General features: G+C 41.5%; 25 protein-coding genes. 9 read left to right on the plus strand and 16 right to left on the minus strand.

Going from position 1 to position 21786, the window contains the following annotated elements; genetic code table 11:
• From VB732_RS21860 to VB732_RS21865, 3 genes are all read left to right on the plus strand, one after another.
• A partial coding sequence (locus VB732_RS21860) for a COR domain-containing protein (protein WP_323233000.1) occupies positions 1-1708 on the plus strand: 1708 nt, incomplete at its 5' end.
• Between the two features lie 33 nt (positions 1709-1741).
• Entirely contained in the window at positions 1742-1882 is a 141-nt protein-coding gene (locus VB732_RS36020) for a DUF6883 domain-containing protein (RefSeq protein WP_416235768.1), read from the plus strand.
• A gap of 5 nt (positions 1883-1887) precedes the next feature.
• On the plus strand, positions 1888-2574 hold the full coding sequence (locus VB732_RS21865) for a DUF4926 domain-containing protein (protein ID WP_323233001.1): 687 nt from the start codon (positions 1888-1890) through the stop codon (positions 2572-2574).
• 92 nt (positions 2575-2666) lie between these two features.
• Here the strand turns inward: VB732_RS21865 and VB732_RS21870 are convergent, their stop codons facing one another.
• From VB732_RS21870 to VB732_RS21880, 3 genes are all read right to left on the minus strand, one after another.
• The gene (locus tag VB732_RS21870; RefSeq protein ID WP_323233002.1) at positions 2667-3065 is read right to left on the minus strand and encodes a type II toxin-antitoxin system VapC family toxin; all 399 of its coding nucleotides are present in this window, start codon (positions 3063-3065) and stop codon (positions 2667-2669) included.
• Positions 3066-3081: 16 nt separating this feature from the next.
• Positions 3082-3309: a hypothetical protein gene (locus VB732_RS21875; protein ID WP_323233003.1), complete on the minus strand. Its 228-nt coding sequence runs from the start codon at positions 3307-3309 to the stop codon at positions 3082-3084.
• A gap of 328 nt (positions 3310-3637) precedes the next feature.
• The gene (locus tag VB732_RS21880; protein ID WP_323233004.1) at positions 3638-4804 is read right to left on the minus strand and encodes an AGE family epimerase/isomerase; all 1167 of its coding nucleotides are present in this window, start codon (positions 4802-4804) and stop codon (positions 3638-3640) included.
• A gap of 191 nt (positions 4805-4995) precedes the next feature.
• Here VB732_RS21880 and VB732_RS21885 point away from each other — a divergent pair, with 191 nt between their 5' ends.
• The gene (locus tag VB732_RS21885) at positions 4996-5874 is read left to right on the plus strand and encodes an aspartoacylase (RefSeq protein WP_323233005.1); all 879 of its coding nucleotides are present in this window, start codon (positions 4996-4998) and stop codon (positions 5872-5874) included.
• A 158-nt stretch (positions 5875-6032) separates the two neighbouring features.
• Here the strand turns inward: VB732_RS21885 and VB732_RS21890 are convergent, their stop codons facing one another.
• The 4 genes from VB732_RS21890 to VB732_RS21905 form a co-directional block, all read right to left on the minus strand.
• The gene (locus tag VB732_RS21890) at positions 6033-6299 is read right to left on the minus strand and encodes an NIL domain-containing protein (RefSeq protein WP_323233006.1); all 267 of its coding nucleotides are present in this window, start codon (positions 6297-6299) and stop codon (positions 6033-6035) included.
• Positions 6300-6443: 144 nt separating this feature from the next.
• On the minus strand, positions 6444-7319 hold the full coding sequence (cysW, locus tag VB732_RS21895; RefSeq protein ID WP_323233007.1) for a sulfate ABC transporter permease subunit CysW: 876 nt from the start codon (positions 7317-7319) through the stop codon (positions 6444-6446).
• The gene (gene cysT, locus VB732_RS21900) at positions 7309-8166 is read right to left on the minus strand and encodes a sulfate ABC transporter permease subunit CysT (protein ID WP_416235767.1); all 858 of its coding nucleotides are present in this window, start codon (positions 8164-8166) and stop codon (positions 7309-7311) included. Before cysT ends, cysW begins: the two co-directional genes overlap by 11 nt.
• Before the next feature lie 187 nt (positions 8167-8353).
• Positions 8354-9529 (minus strand): sulfate ABC transporter substrate-binding protein, encoded by a 1176-nt coding sequence (locus VB732_RS21905; protein ID WP_323233008.1) that lies wholly within the window; start codon positions 9527-9529, stop codon positions 8354-8356.
• A 48-nt stretch (positions 9530-9577) separates the two neighbouring features.
• Here VB732_RS21905 and VB732_RS21910 point away from each other — a divergent pair, with 48 nt between their 5' ends.
• Positions 9578-9760, plus strand: coding sequence for a hypothetical protein (locus VB732_RS21910; RefSeq protein WP_323233009.1), 183 nt, complete (start codon positions 9578-9580; stop codon positions 9758-9760).
• Positions 9761-9878: 118 nt separating this feature from the next.
• Here VB732_RS21910 and VB732_RS21915 read toward each other — a convergent pair whose 3' ends face one another.
• The 3 genes from VB732_RS21915 to purE all read right to left on the minus strand — a co-directional run bounded on the left by VB732_RS21915 (position 9879) and on the right by purE (position 11721).
• Positions 9879-10658 carry a class II glutamine amidotransferase gene (locus VB732_RS21915; protein ID WP_323233010.1) on the minus strand — a complete coding sequence of 260 codons (780 nt, stop codon included), beginning with the start codon at positions 10656-10658 and terminating at the stop codon, positions 9879-9881.
• Positions 10659-10820: 162 nt separating this feature from the next.
• A complete protein-coding gene (locus VB732_RS21920; RefSeq protein ID WP_323233011.1) occupies positions 10821-11120 on the minus strand; it encodes a putative quinol monooxygenase in 300 nt (99 codons plus the stop codon).
• An 82-nt stretch (positions 11121-11202) separates the two neighbouring features.
• A complete protein-coding gene (purE, locus tag VB732_RS21925; RefSeq protein WP_323233012.1) occupies positions 11203-11721 on the minus strand; it encodes a 5-(carboxyamino)imidazole ribonucleotide mutase in 519 nt (172 codons plus the stop codon).
• 145 nt (positions 11722-11866) lie between these two features.
• Between purE and nagA the strand changes: the two genes are divergently transcribed.
• The gene (gene nagA, locus VB732_RS21930; RefSeq protein WP_323233013.1) at positions 11867-13084 is read left to right on the plus strand and encodes an N-acetylglucosamine-6-phosphate deacetylase; all 1218 of its coding nucleotides are present in this window, start codon (positions 11867-11869) and stop codon (positions 13082-13084) included.
• A gap of 103 nt (positions 13085-13187) precedes the next feature.
• Here nagA and VB732_RS21935 read toward each other — a convergent pair whose 3' ends face one another.
• From VB732_RS21935 to VB732_RS21945, 3 genes are all read right to left on the minus strand, one after another.
• Positions 13188-14312 carry a site-2 protease family protein gene (locus VB732_RS21935; protein WP_323233014.1) on the minus strand — a complete coding sequence of 375 codons (1125 nt, stop codon included), beginning with the start codon at positions 14310-14312 and terminating at the stop codon, positions 13188-13190.
• 700 nt (positions 14313-15012) lie between these two features.
• Positions 15013-15975 carry a cysteine synthase A gene (gene cysK / locus VB732_RS21940; RefSeq protein WP_323233015.1) on the minus strand — a complete coding sequence of 321 codons (963 nt, stop codon included), beginning with the start codon at positions 15973-15975 and terminating at the stop codon, positions 15013-15015.
• Between the two features lie 19 nt (positions 15976-15994).
• On the minus strand, positions 15995-16465 hold the full coding sequence (locus VB732_RS21945; RefSeq protein ID WP_323233016.1) for an Rrf2 family transcriptional regulator: 471 nt from the start codon (positions 16463-16465) through the stop codon (positions 15995-15997).
• 227 nt (positions 16466-16692) lie between these two features.
• On the opposite strand from VB732_RS21945, the gene cysE reads away from it, so the two are divergent.
• The 3 genes from cysE (at position 16693) to VB732_RS21960 (ending at position 18396) form a co-directional block, all read left to right on the plus strand.
• On the plus strand, positions 16693-17418 hold the full coding sequence (gene cysE, locus VB732_RS21950; RefSeq protein ID WP_323233017.1) for a serine O-acetyltransferase: 726 nt from the start codon (positions 16693-16695) through the stop codon (positions 17416-17418).
• Positions 17419-17646: 228 nt separating this feature from the next.
• On the plus strand, positions 17647-18237 hold the full coding sequence (locus tag VB732_RS21955; protein WP_323233018.1) for a Crp/Fnr family transcriptional regulator: 591 nt from the start codon (positions 17647-17649) through the stop codon (positions 18235-18237).
• A 21-nt stretch (positions 18238-18258) separates the two neighbouring features.
• Positions 18259-18396, plus strand: a complete 138-nt coding sequence (locus tag VB732_RS21960) for a hypothetical protein (RefSeq protein ID WP_323233019.1) — start codon at positions 18259-18261, stop codon at positions 18394-18396.
• Between the two features lie 189 nt (positions 18397-18585).
• Here the strand turns inward: VB732_RS21960 and VB732_RS21965 are convergent, their stop codons facing one another.
• From VB732_RS21965 to trxA, 3 genes are all read right to left on the minus strand, one after another.
• Positions 18586-19884 carry a sodium:proton antiporter gene (locus VB732_RS21965; RefSeq protein WP_323233020.1) on the minus strand — a complete coding sequence of 433 codons (1299 nt, stop codon included), beginning with the start codon at positions 19882-19884 and terminating at the stop codon, positions 18586-18588.
• Positions 19885-20496: 612 nt separating this feature from the next.
• Entirely contained in the window at positions 20497-20817 is a 321-nt protein-coding gene (locus tag VB732_RS21970) for a hypothetical protein (protein ID WP_323233021.1), read from the minus strand.
• A gap of 516 nt (positions 20818-21333) precedes the next feature.
• Positions 21334-21651 (minus strand): thioredoxin, encoded by a 318-nt coding sequence (gene trxA / locus VB732_RS21975; RefSeq protein WP_322639690.1) that lies wholly within the window; start codon positions 21649-21651, stop codon positions 21334-21336.
• Between the last annotated feature and the right edge of the window lie 135 nt (positions 21652-21786).

Consider the following 21786-nt stretch of genomic DNA (forward strand, 5'->3'; position numbering starts at 1 on the left):
GCAGCTTCACCTCAGTGGCAATAAAATTACCAATATTCCATTAGAAATTCTTAATTCAAAAGATGCAAAAAAGATTTTGAATTACTTGAGGCAAATTCGCACAAGTGAGACTCGACCATTACACGAAGCCAAATTATTGCTCATCGGACAAGGTAGCGTCGGCAAAACATCCCTCATTGAGCGACTAATCCGCGATAAATATGACAAAAATCAACCCCAAACCGATGGACTCAATGTAGAAACTTGGAACGTGCAGGTCAATAGCAAAGACATCCGCCTCAATGTTTGGGATTTTGGGGGACAGGAAATTTATCATGCCACCCATCAGTTTTTTCTAACTAAGCGCAGCCTCTATCTCTTAGTCTGTAATTGTCGCACCAGCGAAGAAGAAAACCGCATCGAATATTGGCTGAAACTAATCGAAAGCTTCGGCGGAGAGTCCCCCGTGATTATCGTTGGCAACAAAAAAGACGAACAACCCCTCGACATCAACCGCAAGGCATTACGCGAAAAATATCCTAACATCCAAGCGATTATCGAAACCTCCTGCCAAGACAATATCGGCATTGATGAACTTCGCACCGCCATTTTCCAGCAAGTCGGCAACCTCAAAGAAGTCTACGACCTTCTACCCCTGACATGGTTTGAGGTTAAACAACAACTCGAATCCATGCCCCAAGATTTCATCACCTACAACCGCTACATCGGCATCTGCCACGAAAACAAGATTCCTGAAGAACAAAATCAAGATCAACTCATTGATCTCCTCCATCGGCTTGGCTTAGTTCTCAACTTCCGCGAGCATCCCATCCTCAAAAATACCAACGTTCTCAAACCCAACTGGGTGACAGAAGGCATTTACGCGCTCCTGAGCGATGAAACCCTCAAAATTAAAACCAAAGGCATTTTCACCCCTACCGATCTCACCCGCATCCTCAATCCAGAGCGCTACCCGACCGAGCGTCATGGTTATCTGATCGAACTAATGAAGGAATTCGAGCTTGGCTTTGCACTAGAATGTTACCCACCACAATTTCTAATTGCGGGACTTCTGCCTAAAGACCAACCAGACGAAACAGAACTCCACGGCGAAATCCTTGAATTTCAATACCATTACAAAGTTCTCCCCGAAAGCATCATTTCCCGCTTCATCGTCAACACCCACGAAAAAATCCATAAGCAAATCTATTGGCGCAGTGGCGTAATGCTGCAATATCAAGAAAACAACGAAATCTACAACATCGCTCGGATCAAAGCCGATCCCGAAGACAAAAAAATCTTCATCACCATTAGCGGACGCAAAGAAACCCGTCGCTTATTTCTCGGCATCCTCCGCGATGTCTTCAAAAGAATCCACAAAAGTCTTCCCAACCTTGAAATCACCGAATGGGTTCCCGTCCCCAACTATCCCGACTACGATCCGCTCAAATACTCAGAACTACTCGGACTTGAAGAAATGGGAGAAACCCATAAAGTTATTGGTGAACTCAAGCTCAAACTCGATTTGCGTCAACTTTTAGATGGTTATGAAGACATTGGAATACGTCAAAGAAAGTCAAAAGACAATCGATTTATTGATATAGAAGGAGACGACTCACCTCTTACAGTTCATGTCAATGTTAGCGATCGCCGTTCTAAAACCTTTAACCAACATGGAGAAGGCGATAATTTTGGTGGCGATCGGGTCGAAGGCGATAAAACAGGATGAAGTTAACCAACTTTGAATTAGTATATTCCCAGCCTGTTAGATGAATATGGTCAACGCTACATCGTCGATTTCCCTATCACCCGCAACCAAAACACTGCTAACATCCGCACAACTTGGATCGTCCGCCCCACCGAAGATTTTCCCCGTCTCATTAGTTGCTATATTTTGAGGTAATGCCCATGTTTGCGACCCCAAACAAACTGAGTTTATTAGATATTGTTGCTCTTAAAACTCCCTTATCCGAATATAATCTCCTTGCAGGTCAAGTAGGAACCATCGTCGAAATCCTCGCCCCCGAAATATACGAAGTAGAATTTAGCGATGATGACGGTCAAACATACGCTATGCAAGCCTTACCAGCCCATCAACTCCTAAAACTCCATTACAAACCCCTAAAAACTATGTCTAACAACATCAATCAATTCGGCAAAGGCGATAACGTTGCAGGTGATAAAATCCAAGGTGATAAAATTCAGGGTGATAAAAACCAAAATGACTTCAAAGACGCAACTATTGGATTTGTCGCTCAAAACCAAGCCCAAGCCACAGTAACCAACCTTAATCAAACAAGCGGCGCAAGCGTAGAAGAACTAATGCAAATCATCAGCAACCTGCGCCAAACTGCCGCCCAATTTCCACCAGAAATCCGCAAAAACATCATCAGTAATATTGATCATGTAGAAGTAGAAATTCAAAAGCCAGAAAAAGAACGCAATTTACCCGAACTTAAAAAGCGTCTACTAGCTGCAATAGCTGCTGGTACTCTAGTCGCTGCCCCGATCGCAGGTATGACAGATTTTGCAAACAATGTTATTGATCTAGGTAACAAAGTAGGCATCGAACTAAAGCTTCCCTCTGTTAAATAGACTTTTCTAACTTCAGAGGCGATCGCATAGGTTGAAATGATTCCTGCCTTTGACTTGATGAAAATTGAAATAGCGATCGCAAAGCAAAATAATTACCAAATAATTGTTACCAACTTTGCAGCAAAAATATTTTGATCGCAAGTTAATAAAGCTACTTGATTTCCTTGACTCTCTACAACTAAAGCTGTTGATACAATTTGGCGATCATGCATTTCATTGATAGAGGTTAGTTCTACACTTTTTTCAATGACATCAAAATCCAGTGGATGTATAAAAACTCGTCTATCATTCTTTACAACCTTTAACAAGGCATCAACAGAAGGAATCGAAGTTTTACCACGACTAACGATCCATACCGACTCCGCCAAAGCGATCGCGGGCAAAATTAATTCACTAGTTGCATCGGAAAGAATAGCTTTTACAATAGGGCTTAAACGAAAATTACCTTCTAAAAACCAGATTAGAGCATGGGTATCAAGTATATATTTCATGTTGATAGATTCATGTCTAACTCAGAGCCTCGTCAGCATCGCCATGAAACTCAGCATCTTTGAAATCAGACTCAGTGGATTGCTGAGAACCTGAAAACATACCAAAAGCCATAAGCTGACTATCTAAACTGACTGATTTAGAAGTTAAAAAAGTTACAAAAACTTGGCTTTCAGTAATGTTTTGTGGCACTTCAGCTAATTCGATTTTGCCGTTCCTGTATATTCCTTGAATTGTTTGTAACATAATGGGTTGCGTTAAGGAACTTAAGCGATCGCTAATAAATCATGGTACTAGTACATTTTAGCTAAAATTTGACGGACTCAAAACCTTCTGTATGCTGTAATATTAGTTGTGAATGGCGCGATGGCTTCGCCGGTTCGCAAAGCGACCATCGCATAGGTTGAAATGATACCCACCTTTGATTTGATAAAAATTGAACTAGCGATCGCGGGTAAGGATGCAGATGTGGATGAGGATGGCGCAGCAGAATTTAGTTTGTGATTTACTCTTTTCAATAGTATTTGTACGCTAGCAAAGATTAAACTGACTGCGTTGTTTACCGCCGCAGGCATCACAATGCATCAAATTGCTGCCAACAAAGGTACAATGCACGCGGTACATGAAAACATCCTTTCCATTTGCCACCTTTGAGGTTCAATAATACTTCTCCACGCCGATTGAGATAGCCAAACCATTCACCGTATTCTGAATCAGCAAAGTGTGACCAAGTGTAATCGTGCATTTTTTGATACCATTCCCAACACACCTCACGCCCGGTTAGGCGATAGCCCATCGCTAATGCAACCAAAGACTCTAGGTGAACCCACCACAGTTTTTGATCCCATTCCAATTGTTGTGGGGGATGACCATCTGCATCCATAAAATAATACAATCCGCCGTACTCGCTATCCCAAGCAAAATTCAGGATGTTTAACACCACATCAACAGCTTGATTAATAGTTTTGGTATCGTTTTGGCGACGCGCGATGTCCATAATAAACCACATCGCTTCGATACCGTGACCTGGATTAATCAGCCTTCCCTCAAAACAATCAATGTGGGAACCATCAGGGGCAACGTTTTCGTACATTAGCCCCCGTTCTTGGTCGAGAAAGTCGGTCATCACTTCGCGGACAGTTTCAGCTAAGACATTCTCTAGTGTTTCCTTTGGTAGCAACCATTCCATTTCTAGAGTCAGGTTAGCTAAAATCATCGGTACAGCCAATGATTTCATCGGGCGTGTGCCTGGATAGGTTTTATTATATTTGCCCTTCGGGTTATCTTTGCGGCGTAATACGTTGTTATAAGCTTGCATTGCTACATCCTTTGCCCATTCTTCGCCGCTAGCGAGTGCATATTTACTAAATGCCATCGCCGCAAAGCAATCAGAAAAGATATTGTAAGGCTCAACCAGTGGTTTCCCGTCACTGGTGAGGGCAAAATACCAGTTACCATCGCCATCTCTGCCATGTTGGGCGAGAAAATTAGCGCCGTTGCTGGCGATTTTTAGCCAATTTTCACGCTTTTCTAGCTGGTTGTAAAGCATAGAAAAAGTCCACACCTGGCGGTTTTGCAGCCAAATGAATTTGTCCGTATCATAAATTTTACCTTTGCGATCGAGGCAGGTGAAATAGCCGCCTTGCTGCCAATCGAGAGAATATTTTTCCCAAAATGGAAGTACGTCGTTGAGGAGAGCATTTTTGTAAAGTTCAGCGAACGCTCGAAAATTATACTCCATAAATTTCCTCCCCTTTTGTGCTAAAACCAACAGCTTAACAGTTATCACATTTTGGCTTGAACTTGTAGCGTAGGCGTAGCCCGTCGTAGACATTGCGTCAGTCTTTTACAAGATTTAGTCAGCAGCAGTTATACTTCTATCTTGTATCTTGCACTATTCTCAATAACCGTAGGGGAGCCAGTGAGGTTGTTATGAGTCAGATTGAACGAGTTGCGATCGTTGGAGGAAACCACGGTAATGAGTTAACAGGAGTACATCTAGTTAAAAGATTTCAGCAGCATCCAAATTTAATCAATAGATCGAGTTTTGAAACTCTGGCATTACTTGGTAATCTCAAAGCTATTGAAGAAGGTAAACGATACATTGACAAGGATTTAAACCGTTGCTTTACTAATCAAAGCTTACAAAATCTTCAACTCTCAAGTTATGAAGATATGCGAGCCAGAGCAATTCAACAGATACTCCAACCGCAAAATCAACCCTTTGTAGACGTAATTGTTGATTTGCACAGCACAACTGCCAACATGGGGTTAAGTCTAATTTTTTGTGACATGCATCCTTTCTTACTTCGGTTAGGCGCTTATTTGACTTCGATAAATCCGATGGTAAAGGTTTTTGTAAATCCACAATCTAGAGAAGGTGGTTTTCTCCGTTCTTTGTGCGAATTGGGTTTTGTTATAGAAGTTGGCGCGGTGGCTCAGAATATCTTAAATTCCGAATTATTTCAGCAAACAGAACAGCTTATCTATGGAATTTTAGATTATTTGGAAGGTTGCAACCAAGGTAATATTCCGCAAATAAATAACACGCTTACATTTTATCAATACATTGAAACTATTGATTATCCTAGAACCGAACACGGGGAGATTCAAGCCATGATTCACCCTCACCTTCAGTTTAAGGATTATGAACCTTTGAATCCAGGGGATCCAATGTTTATGACTTTTGAAGGAAAAGATATTTTATATGAGGGAGCGTTTACTGTTTATCCTATTTTTATTAATGAAGCCGCTTACTACGAAAAAGGAATTGCAATGTATCTTACTCAAAAGCAACAAGAGGTAGTTTAATAAAATTTGCCACAATGATTGAAGTTGTGCATGAAAAATTGAATGTGAGATGCTAAAAATAGCACCTCACAAACTGTACCATTTAGTGATAGCACGCTAATTCCGATTACAATTAAACAACTACAAAATTGTTGCTGGTTAGTGATAATCCATAAGCTTTACCAATCAGTTGGTTTAGTGTCATCCCACACTTCTAACTCTAATTCTTGAAGATAGGTTAGAGCGCTCTGAATTTGTGCATCTGTTCCTTTTAATTCAAGATCAAACCAACCATCACCAACGGCATTAGCTCCTAAAATTGCTGCGGTAATATTCACAGTCAGCCCATAGTCAGACACCAGGCGAGAAATTACAGGTTCCTGGTGATAGTCCTTGGGAATTCTTAATCGAATCCTTTTATTGATAAGTGTATTGTCATTAGCCATGATTATGATCATCAAGGGGATTGGAGATTGTTGAAGACAGAGGAAGTAGGGGGCAGGGGGCAGGGGGACAAGGGGTGAGAACTTGAAACAAGTCTTTCCCCTTGTCCCCTTGTCCTCTTCCCAATTCCCAATTCCCAAAACTAACTATTCAACATCTTTAATGCTGGTTTTGCGTTCTAAAATCTCTTTCAGCACTAAGGTTACTACTGCTAGCAACGCTAACAGTACTGCCGCAGAAAAAGCAGCTTCGGTTTCATACTGTTTGTAAGCATCTTCTACAAACAGTGGTAAGCTCTGGGTTTGGCCAGCAATGTTGCCAGATACCACCGAAACTGCACCGAATTCACCCATTGCTCTGGCGTTGGTCAAAATTAAACCGTAGAGTAAGCCCCAACGGATGCTAGGTAAGGTGACGCGCCAAAATATCTGCCAATCTTTTGCACCGAGAGTTCTTGCAGCTTCTTCTTGATCTTTACCAAATTCCTCTAAAACAGGAATTACTTCTCGCGCCACAAAGGGCATACTCACAAAGGCTGTGGCTAGCAGCATACCTGGAAAGGCAAAGATTATCTTGATATCATGAGCTTGCAGCCAAGGGCCAAACCACCCTTGCCGTCCATAAAGTAGTACAAGCATCAATCCTGCGACTACAGGCGAGATGGAAAAGGGCAAGTCAATAATGCTTAAAACTATGGCGCGTCCTGGAAATTTATGACGAGCGATCGCCCAAGCTGCACATAGACCAAATACAGTATTCACAGGCAGAGAAATCAAAGCCAGCAAAAATGTCAACCAAACTGCACTGAGAAAATCTGGTCGCGTCAGGTTGGACAGAAATGGCCCAAATCCTTTGCTGAAGGCTTGAAAAAAAACGTTGATCGCAGGGATGTATTGAACTAGGGCTAAATAGGCGATCGCTATCCCAATTAAAATTATTGGAACCCAACTCTTCTGTTCTTTAGCCTTGGCTGTATCTGTATCAGATGCAGATGAGTGAAAACTTGGCTTATCAACTGTCATATCGCCTTGCCCATGCTTGTAAAAAATTAATTGCCAATAGCAATACCAACGAAATTGATAGTAAAACTATGCCAATTACTGTTGCACCAGAATAGTCATACTGCTCCAACCGTTGGAAAATCAGCACAGGTGCGATCAAATCTTGATAGGGCGTATTGGAAGAAATAATTACAGTTGACCCATATTCTCCAACCGCACGGGAGAAACCCAAGGCAACACCAGTTAAAATTGTTGGAAATAAGGGTGGCAAAATCACTTTCCAGAATGTCTGCCATTGGGAAGCACCCAGACACCAGGCGGCTTCTTCAATTTCATGTTCCATTTCCTGAAGCACCGGTTGCACAGTTCTCACAATAAAAGGTAGTGAGATAAATATCATTGCCACCGCTACTCCCGTTCGGCTGAAAGATATCTGAATTCCTAAAGGTGCTAATAGTGAACCTATCCAGCCATTATTACTGTAAACTGTTGCCAGTGTTAACCCTGCTACCGATGTTGGTAGGGCAAATGGTAAATCCACTGTGGCATCGATCACCCGTTTGAAGGGAAAGTCGTAGCGAACTAGAACCCAAGCAATGAGAGTACCAAATACGCCATTGAGTAAGGCAGCAAATATTGCTGTAACAAAAGTGACATTGTAGGTGGCTAAGGCAATATCACTGGTTGCGATCGCCCAAAATCTCGCCGGAGGTTCCGTACTCGCTTTCAGGAACATGGCAACTACGGGGATAAACAACATCACTGTCAAGTATCCAATGGTGATTCGCCAAGTCCAGGGAACCCGCCCCAATTTTTTCCATAATGGCGTTTTGCGTTGAACTTCCAAAGAAGGAGATACAGTCGTCACGTCGCTTCGCTCCGAATTCAAAATTCAAAATTTACAATTTAAAAGAAATTTTGTCAGTATTCATAATTGTTAATCCGTAATTCCTAGAGGACTTGCCCACATACGAACTACGAATTACGTACAGCCCTTTGGGCATGAAAACCGCGTAGCGTGCCGGAGGCTCTATTACGAATTACAAATTATTTAGTTACCGTCTCTTTTGAGCTTGAATTTTATCAAATACACCCCCGTCTGTGAAAAACTTCTGATCAATTGCTTCCCAACCGCCAAAGTCTGAAACTGTACCCAAAGTTTTCACCTTGGGAAATTTATCTGTAGCTGCTTTAGTTTGGGCTACTTCCTCATTTGCAGGTCTGAATCCTAATTTTACAAACTCTTCTTGTGCTTCTGGAGTATAGAGGAATTTGACAAAACCTTCAGCAACTTCGCGGTTGCCGTGCTTATCGACATTTTTATCTACCACTGCGATCGGGTTGTCGATAGATATGTTCACATCGGGAACGATATAGTCAACTTTTTCGCCTTTTTGTTGTGCCAGAATAACTTCGTTTTCGTAGTTAATCAAGACATCCCCTTGGCCCTGCTTGGCAAATGCATCAGTAGCTTCCCGTGCATCTTTGGTCAAGATTGGGACGTTATTGTAAACCTTGGTGAGAAATTCTGTAGCTTTAGCTTCATCACCACCGGTTTTAATTACAGAGTTCCAAAGTGCCAAAAAATTCCAGCGAGCAATGCCTGACGTTTTCGGATCAGCAGTAATCATTTTTACATCACCTGTCGCCAAATCTTCCCAGGTTTTGATACCTTTTGGATTACCTGAACGAGTTATTAGCGCCGCTACAGATTTGGAGACGATCGCATTATTGGGAAGTTCTTTCTCCCATCCTGGTTGAATTAATCCAGCCTTCTCAATCTTTTGGGTGTCTCCAGCTAGTGCCAGGTGGACAATATCTGCTTCCAAACCATCGATAACGGCACGAGTTTGGGAGCCAGATCCGCCATAGCTTTGCCTAAAGACGACAGTTTGGTTGTGATCTTTTTTCCACTGTTCTACAAACTTAGGGATAATTGCTTCATGAGCCGCTTTGGTGACAGCAAACGATACGAGGGTTATTTCAACATTATCTTTGCTTGCAGCCACAGGACTAGCACTAGGGGTTTCAGAGGAAACATTACTCCCATTTCCTCCACCGGAGCAGGCGGCAAGCGCCACACTCAATACAGTACCTACTAAGAAGAGTGATACAAAGCTTTTAAGCGAATTTAGTCTGAACCGATATGTTCTACGTTCAGCGTAGATGCGACGCAGCTTGTCGTAAGACATCGCTTGTAATCCTTTCAGTGGGCGTTGCCACAAGCTCATTCTATTTCCTCCGCTAAATCTACAAATAATTGATAGGAATACAGCTATATGATGTTTATCATACTGGATGATTCCATGTATCTAGTTATAAACACCAAAAAACCTCATATTCTTTATCGACAATATGGTGATTTTACCAGTTCTATGAAAAATTACAATGCTTTTATTTTCAACTATCAAGTTGTCATCACAATCGGCTACTTGTATATCAAGCAACTTGCTAGAGAATAAACCGCAATATTTACCCAAGGAACGCAGAATTTATTTATGAAAAACAAAACCCATCTAGAAAGTATCTAAATGGGAAATTTTCTGATGAATTTCTGAATTAGCCCACAGGATCACATTCTTAAGTAAATGCATATTTCGTGGGCAAACCGTCCTGAAAAACTAGTAATTCTCCCGGTTGGATTTGTGTCCAAACTTCGTTGTCAGTGAGAGGTGTAGTAGCAATGACAGCGACGCGATCGCGTTCGGTAGTCACTTCCCGAAAATCTACAGTCATATCTTGATCAATCAAATGGGCAGCTGCAAAGGGCGCTTGGCGGACAATGTAGCTGAGTTTGGTTGAACAATAAGCAAAAAAGTGGATTCCATCTGATAATAAGTAATTAAATATACCCAACTTTGCAATTACAGCAGTAATTTCTTGCAGCACAGGGTACAGTTCCTTGATGTTAGGTTTACCCCCAGGAAAGCGCGATCGCAATGTTTCTAGGATCATACAGAATGCTTTTTCACTATCTGTATCACCTACGGCTTGATAAAAACCCAAATTTTCTGGATCAAAATCTGGCAAATTACCATTGTGGGCAAATACCCAATATTGACCCCATAATTCTCTGCGGAAAGGATGGCAGTTGTGTAGGGCAACTTCACCCTGAGTAGCTTTACGGATATGGGCTATGACATGGGTTGAGTGGATGGGATAACTCCGAACAAACTCCGCTACCGGAGAAGCAATAGAAGGTTGGGCATCTAAAAACATTCGACATCCCTTTCCTTCAAAGAAAGCAATGCCCCAACCATCGCTATGATCATCCGTTTTTCCTCCCCGTGCAGAAAACCCTTCAAAAGAAAAGCAAATATCCGTTGGAACATTGCAATTCATTCCGAGCAATTGACACATGGATGTTGTAGCTCTCAATTTTTGACTAAGTTCTCAGAATCAAGATACTTCAGAATGCTGCTTTGATTCTGGAGCGATCGCTTCAATGTTGGAATTTAGGGCTGAGATATTCCAAATTATCCCCAACAATAAAGAGCCTACTTCATAGTTAGCAACATGACACTATGCCAAAAGATGGTAGTAACGGATATCTGGTGCAGCACTCACTAAACCTTCGAGTTTAGCTGCTACCGCTTGCAAATGGGGTGAATCTAGATGAGTATTCAGGGCTTCTTGAGAAGTCCACTCCTCTACAAAAGTAAAGTCTGTTGGTTCGTCCTGGTTTTGCAAAAGTTTATACTCGATCACACCTGCTTCGTGATGAGTTGGCTCAATGATTTCCAACAGTACAGCTTTTAGTTCTTCTACTTTGTTAGGCAAAGCAATAATACGGGCAATAATGCGAATAGTTTGGTTAGTCATTTGTTATTTGTCATTTGTCATGGGACAGAGGGAAAAAACTTTCTCTTTCTCTGCTCTCCTACGGCTCTGGTGTTAATTTTTATTAAAGCATCTGTTGTAAATATTGCTCATAGCCTAGTTGTTCTAGTTTTTCTTGCTTTGCAACTACTGATTCACATAAGGTTTTGCGATATTGTTGCACTTTTTCTAGTAATTCTGGTTGCTGAGTTGCGAGGATTTGGACTGCTAAAAGTCCGGCATTTTTGGCATTACCGATCGCCACTGTTGCCACAGGGATACCCGCAGGCATTTGTAAAATAGAATACAAAGAATCTACACCTTGTAAGTTACGGGTGGGTACAGGAACACCGATAACAGGAAGTGGAGTTAAAGACGCTACCATTCCCGGCAGATGAGCAGCACCACCAGCACCGGCAATAATTACCTTAATACCGCGCTGGTGTGCAAGTTGAGCGTATTGCACCATCCGTTCTGGGGTACGGTGAGCAGAAACGATCGCCACTTCGCTTTCAACGCCAAATTCTTCACAAACTGCGATCGCGTCTTTCATGGTGGGCAAATCAGAATCGCTGCCCATGATAATACCAACTAAGGGAGTCATAATAATTAAAAATTCAAAATTTAAAATTCAAAATTATTTGAGCTAGCTTATGGAAGCTAGGTTATGCCGATTATCATCTCATGTTTTAATTGATTGATGTTTGTTGCATCTAAAATCTAGATTTATTTCTCTTCTCGCCAGTGTGATGACCCAAGCAATACGAAATTCTGTAGATATTATCAATGCTAGAGTGCCTGGTTACAAAGATTTGCAGATGCTCTTGGTTAATCAAGAGGGCATAATTGAGGAAATCTTGCCAATGGGTACGGTAGAGATGCACAGATGTACGTCCCTACTAGATGTAGCAGCTGACTGGATTTCTCTAGGCGGCGTTGATTTGCAAATTAACGGTGCGTTGGGTTTGGCATTTCCCGAATTGACGGCTGAAAATGCTCATATACTCCAAAAAATCTCACAATTTTTGTGGGATGTTGGGGTAGATGGATTTTTACCAACACTTGTAACAACTTCAGTAGAAAATATTCAGCGATCGCTTGCTATTATTGCTGAACTTCCCGATCAACCAGCAGGTGCAAAGATTTTGGGAGTACACCTAGAAGGGCCATTTTTGAATCTGCAAAAGCGCGGCGCACACCCAGCAGAATATCTCTTACCTCTGACAATGGATCAGGTAAAGCGCGTTTTGGGTGATTATGCCCATGTTGTGAAAGTCATCACTTTAGCACCGGAGTTAGATTTCACTGGCGAAGTAATTCCATATTTGCGTTCTCTGGGAATCATTGTCAGTTTAGGGCATTCTCAGGCAACATCTGCCCAAGGACAACGTGCCTTTGATCAGGGTGCAACGATGGTAACTCATGCTTTCAACGCCATGCCAGCATTACATCACCGCGAACCAGGATTATTAGGGGCAGCAATTACTCATCCCGATGTAATGTGTGGTTTTATTGCTGATGGTGAACATATTTCGCCTATGATGCTGCAAATTTTACTTCGCGCTAGCTATCAAGAAAAAGGGCTGTTTCTCGTCAGCGATGCCCTTTCTCCTCTGGGGCTACCCGATGGCGTGTATCCTTGGGATAGTCGGCAAATTGAAGTTAAGAACGGTACGGCACGACTAGCCGATGGCACTTTGTCGGGGACGACTTTACCCTTGTTGGTGGGAGTGCAGAATTTGGTGAAGTGGGGAATTTGTGATGTCGAAAGTGCGATCGCTTTAGCTACTAATGCACCGAGAAAAGCAATTGGTTTACCAGAAATTGTTAAGAGTCAATCCGCTAACTTATTACGCTGGCATTGGGATGAGACTACAAAAGAATTAACTTGGCAACGTGCCATCACCGCAGAAATGCTCAAGAAGCCAGAAGGTGGGAATTTATCTGTTGCTCTCAACTCCATATAATTCCAAAATAGCGAAAAAGGGAAAGGTTTTATTATCCCTTTCCCTTTAATCTGAGTGGAATCTAAGCTTTAATTACGAATTATGAATTACGAATTAGTAATTATTACGCAGGGTTAGGTTGAGTTCGGCTTTGCAGTAGTTGGATAATTGCAGTTTTTTCTAATATTCCAACTAGAACGCCATTCTCACGAATCACGGGAAGCACAGATAGTTTTTGTTGTTCGAGTAATTGCATGACTTCCAGCAGAGGCTGATCTGATTGAACTGTGGTAGATTCGGTAATTGGTCGCATGACTTCTTTTACTTGAGTTTCTGACCACAGCGCTGTTGGAACGCTTCGTAAATTATCAATTGCGATCGCACCTACTAATTGTCCATCATCATCAGTCACTAGGAACCGATGCCAGTTTTGCCCACTGATGACTCGCTCATCGGCAAACTCTCTGAGGCTAATATTTGCAGATACAATCGGGCTATCTTGAGTTACAGCATCTTCAGCAGTCAAACCTGTGAGTTTTTCTTGAACTCTGGCAAATTGAGCCGAATTACCAGCATTTTGCAATAGGAAGAAGCCAATTAACAAATTCCAGAAGTTACCGGCGTTGCCAAATAATACTAGGGGAAGTACACCTGAGAGAATTGCTACCCAACCAAAGATTTGCCCAACTCGACTAGCAAAGGTAACACCTTTATAAGGATTACCTGTAATTTTCCAAACGATAGCTTTCAGTATATTTCCGCCATCTAGGGGCAAGCCAGGAATCAAGTTAAACAGGGCTAATGCCAAGTTAACAGAAGCTAAAACACCAAGAATTGCTGCTAACGGGCCTGATGCAGTAGTTGTAACGCCAATAGCTGTAACGATACCACATAGCAGTAAGCTTACCATTGGGCCTGCGATCGCTACCCAGAAAGCCTCACCTGGGGTTTTTGACTCTTTTTCTAAGCTAGCCAAACCGCCAAATATAAACAGTGTGATGGATTTAACATCAATACCTTGACCCATCGCAACAAAGCTGTGGCCTAGTTCATGGGCGACGACAGAGGCAAATAACATCAGCGCTGTCATCAATCCCAGTAGCAAAGATAACCCCGCAGATAATTGAGGAAATTGTGCCGCCAGTCCACTGCTATAGCTCCAAGTTACTAAACCCAGAACTAAAAACCATGACGGATGGATATAGAAGGGAATCCCGAAGAGATTACCAACGCGAATTGTGCCATTCATGTCGTTCACCTTTGATTTCAGCTTCGAGAGGTTTGTTTTCATCCTTCTCGATGTTTTCATTGTAACGAAAGGTTAAGAGATTTTAATCTTCCTGCGGTAGTGGTGTCCGTCTGTAAAAGTGCGGTTATTGGTATTATGGCAGGAGGCAGTACTTCGGCTTCGCTCAGTAACCGGGGACAGGAGTAGTTTAGTAATAACTGTCCGAATACATTTTCAGTTAAGCATTTCTTCCTTCTCTTTCTTCCTTTGCGTACTTTGCGTCCTTGGCGGTTCGTTAAAAAAAATTACTTTGAACAAAGCGTTAAGCCTTAACCCAAGCGTATTGAGAACTTTCCCCTGCTTTCTTAGATAAAAAATATCCCAAAACTGACGCAAATATTTTCTCTATTTCTCCTCTCTCTGCGTTCTCTGCGCCTCCGTGGTTAGATTATTTCTGAGAAATCCCTTATAATCACAACCAAACCCTTTTCAGACATCCCTTAATAAATAATTAGGTGCGTTAGCCTACTGGCGTGACAAGGCTAAAATAGTCCATTAGATGTAAGTTGGGTTGAGGAACGAAACCCAACATGGATCGGAGTGTTGGGTTTCGTTCCTCAACCCAACCTACAAATTTTTTTGCAACAATTTAGCCTTGCCACGCCACTACGAGATGATTTATTTTTTAGAAGTCCCTAAAACCTAAAATTGGTATATCTAATCAAACTTTACTCAACCACTCATTTTCCTCTGGATCTTTGAATAGTGAGGTGCTGAGGTAGCGTTCGCCGAAGCTAGGTTGGATCATGACGATTAAACGGCCTGCATTTTCTGGGCGTTGTGCTACTTGAATCGCCGCGTATAAAGCAGCGCCAGTAGAAATCCCCGATAATAATCCTTCTTCTTTTGCTAGACGACGGCTGTAAGTGATCGCTTGCTCATCCGCTACCTGAATCACTTCATCTACCAATTCTGAACGGTAAATTGCTGGGACAAATCCCGCGCCGATACCCTGAATTTTGTGAGGCCCGGATTTACCACCTGCTAATACTGGGCTATTGCTTGGCTCAACTGCGATCGCTTGAAAACTCGGTTTCCGTTTTTTAATTACTTCTGAAACTCCCGTAATCGTCCCACCAGTACCCACTCCCGCAACCAAAATATCTACCTCTCCATCCGTATCATTCCAGATTTCTTCTGCGGTGGTTTCGGCGTGAACTTTCGGGTTAGCTGGGTTGCGGAACTGCTGCAACATATAAGCATTGGGCGTTTTAGCTACAATCTCCTCTGCATGAGCGATCGCTCCTCGCATCCCTTCTACCCCTGGCGTTAACTCTACTTGAGCGCCATAAGCCTTGAGCATTGATCGTCTTTCATGGCTCATTGTGTCAGGCATCGTTAGAATAAGATGGTACCCCTTAGCGGCCGCCACCATCGCTAACGCAATTCCTGTATTCCCAGAAGTTGGCTCTACTAAAACAGTTTTTCCGGGGTGAATCAAGCCTGCTTCTTCCGCCACTTCCACCATACTCGCGCCAATCCGATCTTTCACAGAAGATGCTGGATTCATGCTTTCTAGCTTCACCACAATTCGGGCAACCGCTCCTGAAGCTTGGGGAATTTTGTTTAATTGAACTAAAGGAGTCCGTCCGATTAACTCTGTGATATCTTTCGCTATCCGCATGATGAATACTCCGTAGTGTCTAAATGTAATACATTGGGCTTTGCTGTGCGCGAGTCTCTCTTTCCTGGCACAAGTCTTGGAGTGTATAGCGACCCAAAACTTCAATTGAGGCAGCGTTAACTTGCTCCCAAACTTCATAAACCAAAGTCTTTTCTAGAGTCCGAGAGTCAGAAGTATCTTTCTCTTTCCGCTCGCCTTCAACATAAGTGACAATTTCCAGCAGTGTAATCTGCCAAGGTTCACGAGCTAAAACAAAACCTCCCTTAGAGCCGCGTTGACTCTGCACCACACCAGCCCGCCGGAGGTTGGTCAAAATTTGTTCCAAGTAGCGTTCAGGTATGGGTTGCTTGGCAGTGATCTCGCTCATGGTTAGAGGAAGTTTTTTTCCGTGGTGGCTTGCCAGTTCTAAAAGCGCCAGCAGCGCATATTCCACTTTGGAAGACAGATCCAAGAGAGCGTAGTTTTGGCTATTCAAGACTGTACTCAACATACTACGGTGAATTGGGAGACTTATCGCAGTTAACGCAAAATTAATTTTTCTTAAAGTGTGGAATGTGATAGCATCCCACTTAGCAGCCACAAAGGTACTATATTCTATCGAGTTACCGTAGTTTATTATCCTACACAATTCCCATAAATGACTCCATCTTTTTGTGGGAATTATCCTGAGTTTCTGTTTTCAGAGCCTCGCTCACCAACGAAATATCTCAACAGAGTATGCTACTAACTGATTTACGAACCATTTTTGAGCGCGATCCAGCAGCCCGTAACTGGCTAGAAGTATTGTTTTGTTACCCTGGACTCCAAGCTCTAATATTTCATCGATTGGCACACTGGCTGTATAAAATTGGAATTCCCTTTATACCTCGCTTCATCTCTCATATTAGTAGGTTTTTAACTGGGATTGAAATCCATCCTGGGGCATTAATTGGCCAGGGAGTATTTATCGATCACGGTATGGGAGTTGTGATTGGTGAGACTGCGATCGTGGGCGACTATGCCCTGATTTATCAAGGTGTCACCCTTGGCGGAACTGGCAAAGAAAGCGGCAAACGCCATCCAACTTTAGGCTCTCATGTAGTTGTGGGAGCGGGTGCGAAGGTATTGGGAAATATTGAAATTGGCGATCGCGTCCGTATTGGAGCCGGTTCTGTGGTGCTGCGAGATGTGCCCAGCAACACTACTGTAGTTGGCATTCCAGGGCGTGTGACTCGTCAGAACAACTCGGGGAGCAATGCTCTAGATCATAATAAAGTCCGCGACGTAGAAGCTGAAGTCATCCGCGCTTTATTTGAACGTGTCAAGGCTTTAGAGAAAGAGTTTGAGCAGTTGCAACAATCAAGTTTCTCTGCAACTGAGCTTGGTAATGAACAACTATACAATCCTAAGAATAATAAGTCTGATGGGATAATTGACGATTTTCTTGATGGTGCGGGAATTTAATTTTGGGAATTGGGAATTGGGAAGAGGACAAGGGGACAAGGGGACAAGGGGAAAGACTTGTTTCAAGTTCTCACCCCTTGTCCCCCTGCCCCCTGCCCCCTGCTCCCTGCTCCCTGCTCCCTGCTCCCTGCTCCCTGCTCCCCACTTCCCTCTAAATGCCCAGATGCTCTTAGAACCTGATATAAATATAATATTACGGTTAACTTATCGGAGAATAGTAATATAAATATGGTATCTTTATATGCAAATTTAACTGGCTTAAACAGTAATGATACTAAGGAAAATTTCACCCGTAGGTCATTTCTACCAGAGCATCAAAATAGTCTTTGGAGAATTGAAACGGGTTTCGTCAGAACTTTTACTTATTTGGAAGATGGTACAACCGTCGCTTTGGGATTGTGGGGCCCTGGAGATGTAGTTGGTAAGTCTTTGTCAAAATTAGAACCTTATCAGATGGAATGCCTAACTAAAGTAGAGGCGACAGTCTTACCTATAGAGGAGTGGACTCAACTAGCAGAAACTCTACTTAATCATATCCAACAGGCTCAAGAATTAATGGTTATTCGTAGCCATAAAAAAGTTGATACCATGCTGATCAAGTTGTTGGCATGGTTATCTAAAAAGTTTGGTTCGGAAGTTGAGAAGGGACGTTTAATAGATATGCGCTTGACTCACGAAGATTTGGCGGAAATGCTAGGTTCGACTCGTGTGACTATCACTCGTGTTCTTGGACAGTTTGAGCAAGAGGGCTTGATTGCTCGTCTCTCTCTGCATCGAATTGTGGTGCGAGAAGAAGAAATTTGGTACTACGAAATTTAGATTATTTCAGCATAAATAGCTATGAATATAGACATAGTTAATAATTTAATTAAATCATTATTAGCGAACAGACAACCGGAGCATATAGATCCCCGACTTCTTAAAGAAGTCGGGGATCTAAGCCTTGCGAATTGGGTTAGCGATCGCTATAAACGCTAGACAAATCCAGCCAAATCGGTAGCCCTAGTTTTTCTAAATAACTCAGGCTAGAGTAAATTAACTTAGATATTTTCAACGTAAGTCTGCATAAAAAACGTGTTAAATTTTACTTTAAACACCATTTTTAAGTTTTTGTTACACAGTTATAAATTTTTCTGCCGACTTACTGAACGCGCCCTGCAAAATTTTTTATTCAAATTCATCAATTGTGGCGGGAGGAGTAGCATTTCTCTGATTAGCAATATTGCGCTCATACCACTTCATTAACGGAGTTGCACTAATGCCATGTATAATTACAGAAGCAACAATAGTAGTGTAAGTTATCCAAGCAATTTGTTCGGCAGCTTCACCTTTTAAACCATGACCAAAAGCATAAGCGAGATAATATAAAGAGCCGACACCACGAATACCAAACCATCCAAATAAGAAACGAGTTACTGGATGAAAGGTTCGGCGGTGTGATTCTACAGGGCGTTTACCTATGGTGCTAATCCAAACTCCTACAGGTCGGATTATGAATAATAATAAAATTATTACTAATAAAGATTGCATAGCATAGTTGAGCATTGGCTGAAGTAATAATATTGAACCCAATAGTAAAATTGTTCCAACTTCCAGCAGTTTTTCAACTTGCTCAACAAATTCTAATTGGGCTAGCGGTTTTTCAGGATTTCTGTAACTGCGTTGGACAACTAAGCCAGCAACAAATACTGCTAAAAATCCATATCCATTCACCATTTCTGTTAAAGAATAAGTTATTAAAATTGTGCTGATAGCAATAAAATCTTCCATTAACTCATCAGTACGACGGCGTTTTTGAACTCTTTTTTCAATCCAAACTATAGATTTGGCGACAACAAATCCCATAACAATAGCTGCTGCGATCGCCCAAATTAAATCAACCGCGATCCACTCTTTTAACCAGTTGCTCCAGTTGTCATCTTCTAATGCATGAATGCCAAAATAAACAAAGGGAAAAGCTAAAGCATCATTTAACCCACCTTCAGAAGTTAAACCAAACCTCAACTCATCTTGGTCATTTATATCAGTCAGTTGTACTTCTGATGCTAAGACTGGATCGGTAGGTGCGAGAATTGCTCCTAATAAAATCGCTTCTCCCCAATTCATCCCTAAAAACAATTTACCAACAACAGCCAGAGCAATAATTGAAATTGGCATCAGAAATACAATTAATCGGGCTGTGATACCCCAATCCCCCAACCTTAAAGGACGAACAATTTTTAAGCCGCAGCTAAATACAGAAATAATTACTACAAGTTCTGTTATTCTTTCCAGCACTTCAGCGTTAAAAACTTCATCTCGACGTAATTGAATCAGCCCAAAGGCGTAAGGCCCTAACAAAATACCAACCAGGAGATAGATAATGGCAAAAGAAAGAGGCAGGCGAGCAATCCAACCTGACCCTAATGTTACCATCAGCAAAAGTAGACCAATCACAAATAGGTCAATAATATAGATATCTATCATGTAGCAATTTATATATAAAGTTAGGTGTTACTTTGTAAGCTTAGTTGCAATAGCTTTTTATTAGAATTACCTATGGGCAGATTTTTTGGAATTAAGGATTAGCCCTGTTTAAGAGTGTTCCAAAAAGTAAATGATCCAAAACCCGTCATTGCGAGCGCTCGCAATGACAATTGAGCATTTTTTACTTGGAGTATTCTAACTTCTGCAAAGAACTAGCTTTAACAATCGGATAAATTTCCCACTGCGATCGCACTTGATAGACCAGACATAAAAACGAAAGCCCTACCTAGAAAATATCTAGCTGGGGCTTGATATTAGAATTGACACGCACTACCAATTTTTTCTTTTGTCTGAGTTATTAGTTTGATTTGACAGTTGGTGCTTCTGTATAACCCGCTCAATCTGGCAAGTCACCGCATTTATTCTATGTTTGACTTTATCAAAATCAATATTCACCCAAATATAGGCTTTTTCAGGTCTTTTCTGTTTACTGTTCATATATGGTTTATTTTGTCAAGATGTCTTGTTATATCTATACAATATCCCCATCTCAATTTCTAAACTACTTTCTCTAGACATATAAGCAAATATACTTAATGTTTCCTTAAGGTTTTACATCAAGTTTTCTTTGAGTAATCGCATTTCTAGCATCATCGCCTCAACTTCATCTAAGATGTTGTAGAAATATGGTGCAATCCGAATTCCCAGCAAAGGACGATAATCCACAAAAAAACGACGAGAAATTAAATCTTTGCAAATTCTTTGAGTAATGCGGCAGCTATCCTCTATCGAACCATTTATATAATTAACAGTAATTGTGCTTCTATGTTTCACAGGCTCTCGCGGTGTATTAACTGTGAAACCAAATTCATCCGCGAGAGTGATGATGCTTGTTAACTCCAGTGATAATAATTCTGTATAAAGGTGCGCCAAACTATATGAGGAAGGAACCGCATTCGCGTTAGCGTCTCTCCTTGGGAGAAGGGCGCATAGATACGAAGAAAGAAGAAGCAAAGGAAATTTGGCGCAACTTCACAAAGAAATAGTATGACTTTTTCCGAATTGCTTCAACTCCATTTTTAAATTTGAGAAGATCGGGTATTGTATCTTCTAATTGTTGTTTATCTGGACACCTTTACTGTGGCAAAATATTTAAGAATTAATTGAAGTTGATAAAAATGGATATTTACTTTATAAAAAGTATTCTTCCCAAATAGAGTTAACTTAGCGGCAGTGTAGTGGTCAAGATTTACGCAACTGGCACAGCATGGACACTAACTAGCAATTTACGTGAATATTCCCTCTATTTATTTCCTCATAAGTATTGCAATAGTGCTTTGCTAACGCGATTTCTATTGCAAATACAAAGATTTTGAAATGTTACTCAATAATACTTGTGTACTATTAAATAGCGATCGCATTGTGCCAATTGCGTAAGTCTTATGCTACTTAAATTATTCTTGTTAGATGTTGTACCAAATCTGCTGCTTGTCTTACACCCTCTATTTTCTCCACAGGCTGACCCTGCTTAAAAAGTACTAGAGTTGGTAGTGCAGCAATTTGATACTTGCTAGCTAATTCCGTGTATTTTTCTGTGTCAATTTTGACAATTCGCAGGCGATCCTTGAGTTGGGCATTTACTTGCTCTAAAATTGGCACCATCATCTGACATGGGCCACACCATTCAGCATAAAAATCCACTAATACAGGTACATCAGAATCAGACAACATTTCTTCAAAGCTGTTAAATTGTTTTTTAGTTGCCATGTGATACACACCGATTTTCAATTATGTTTTTCAATGGTAATTCTTAGAAAATAAAATTGCTATAGGTTCATGGGTTTTTTTGGGTAAAAGATTACATTAGTTAATATAGATCAACAATATTAAATAATTATAATA

This window comes from Nostoc sp. UHCC 0252, from assembly GCF_034931145.1.
Lineage (GTDB): Bacteria > Cyanobacteriota > Cyanobacteriia > Cyanobacteriales > Nostocaceae > Nostoc.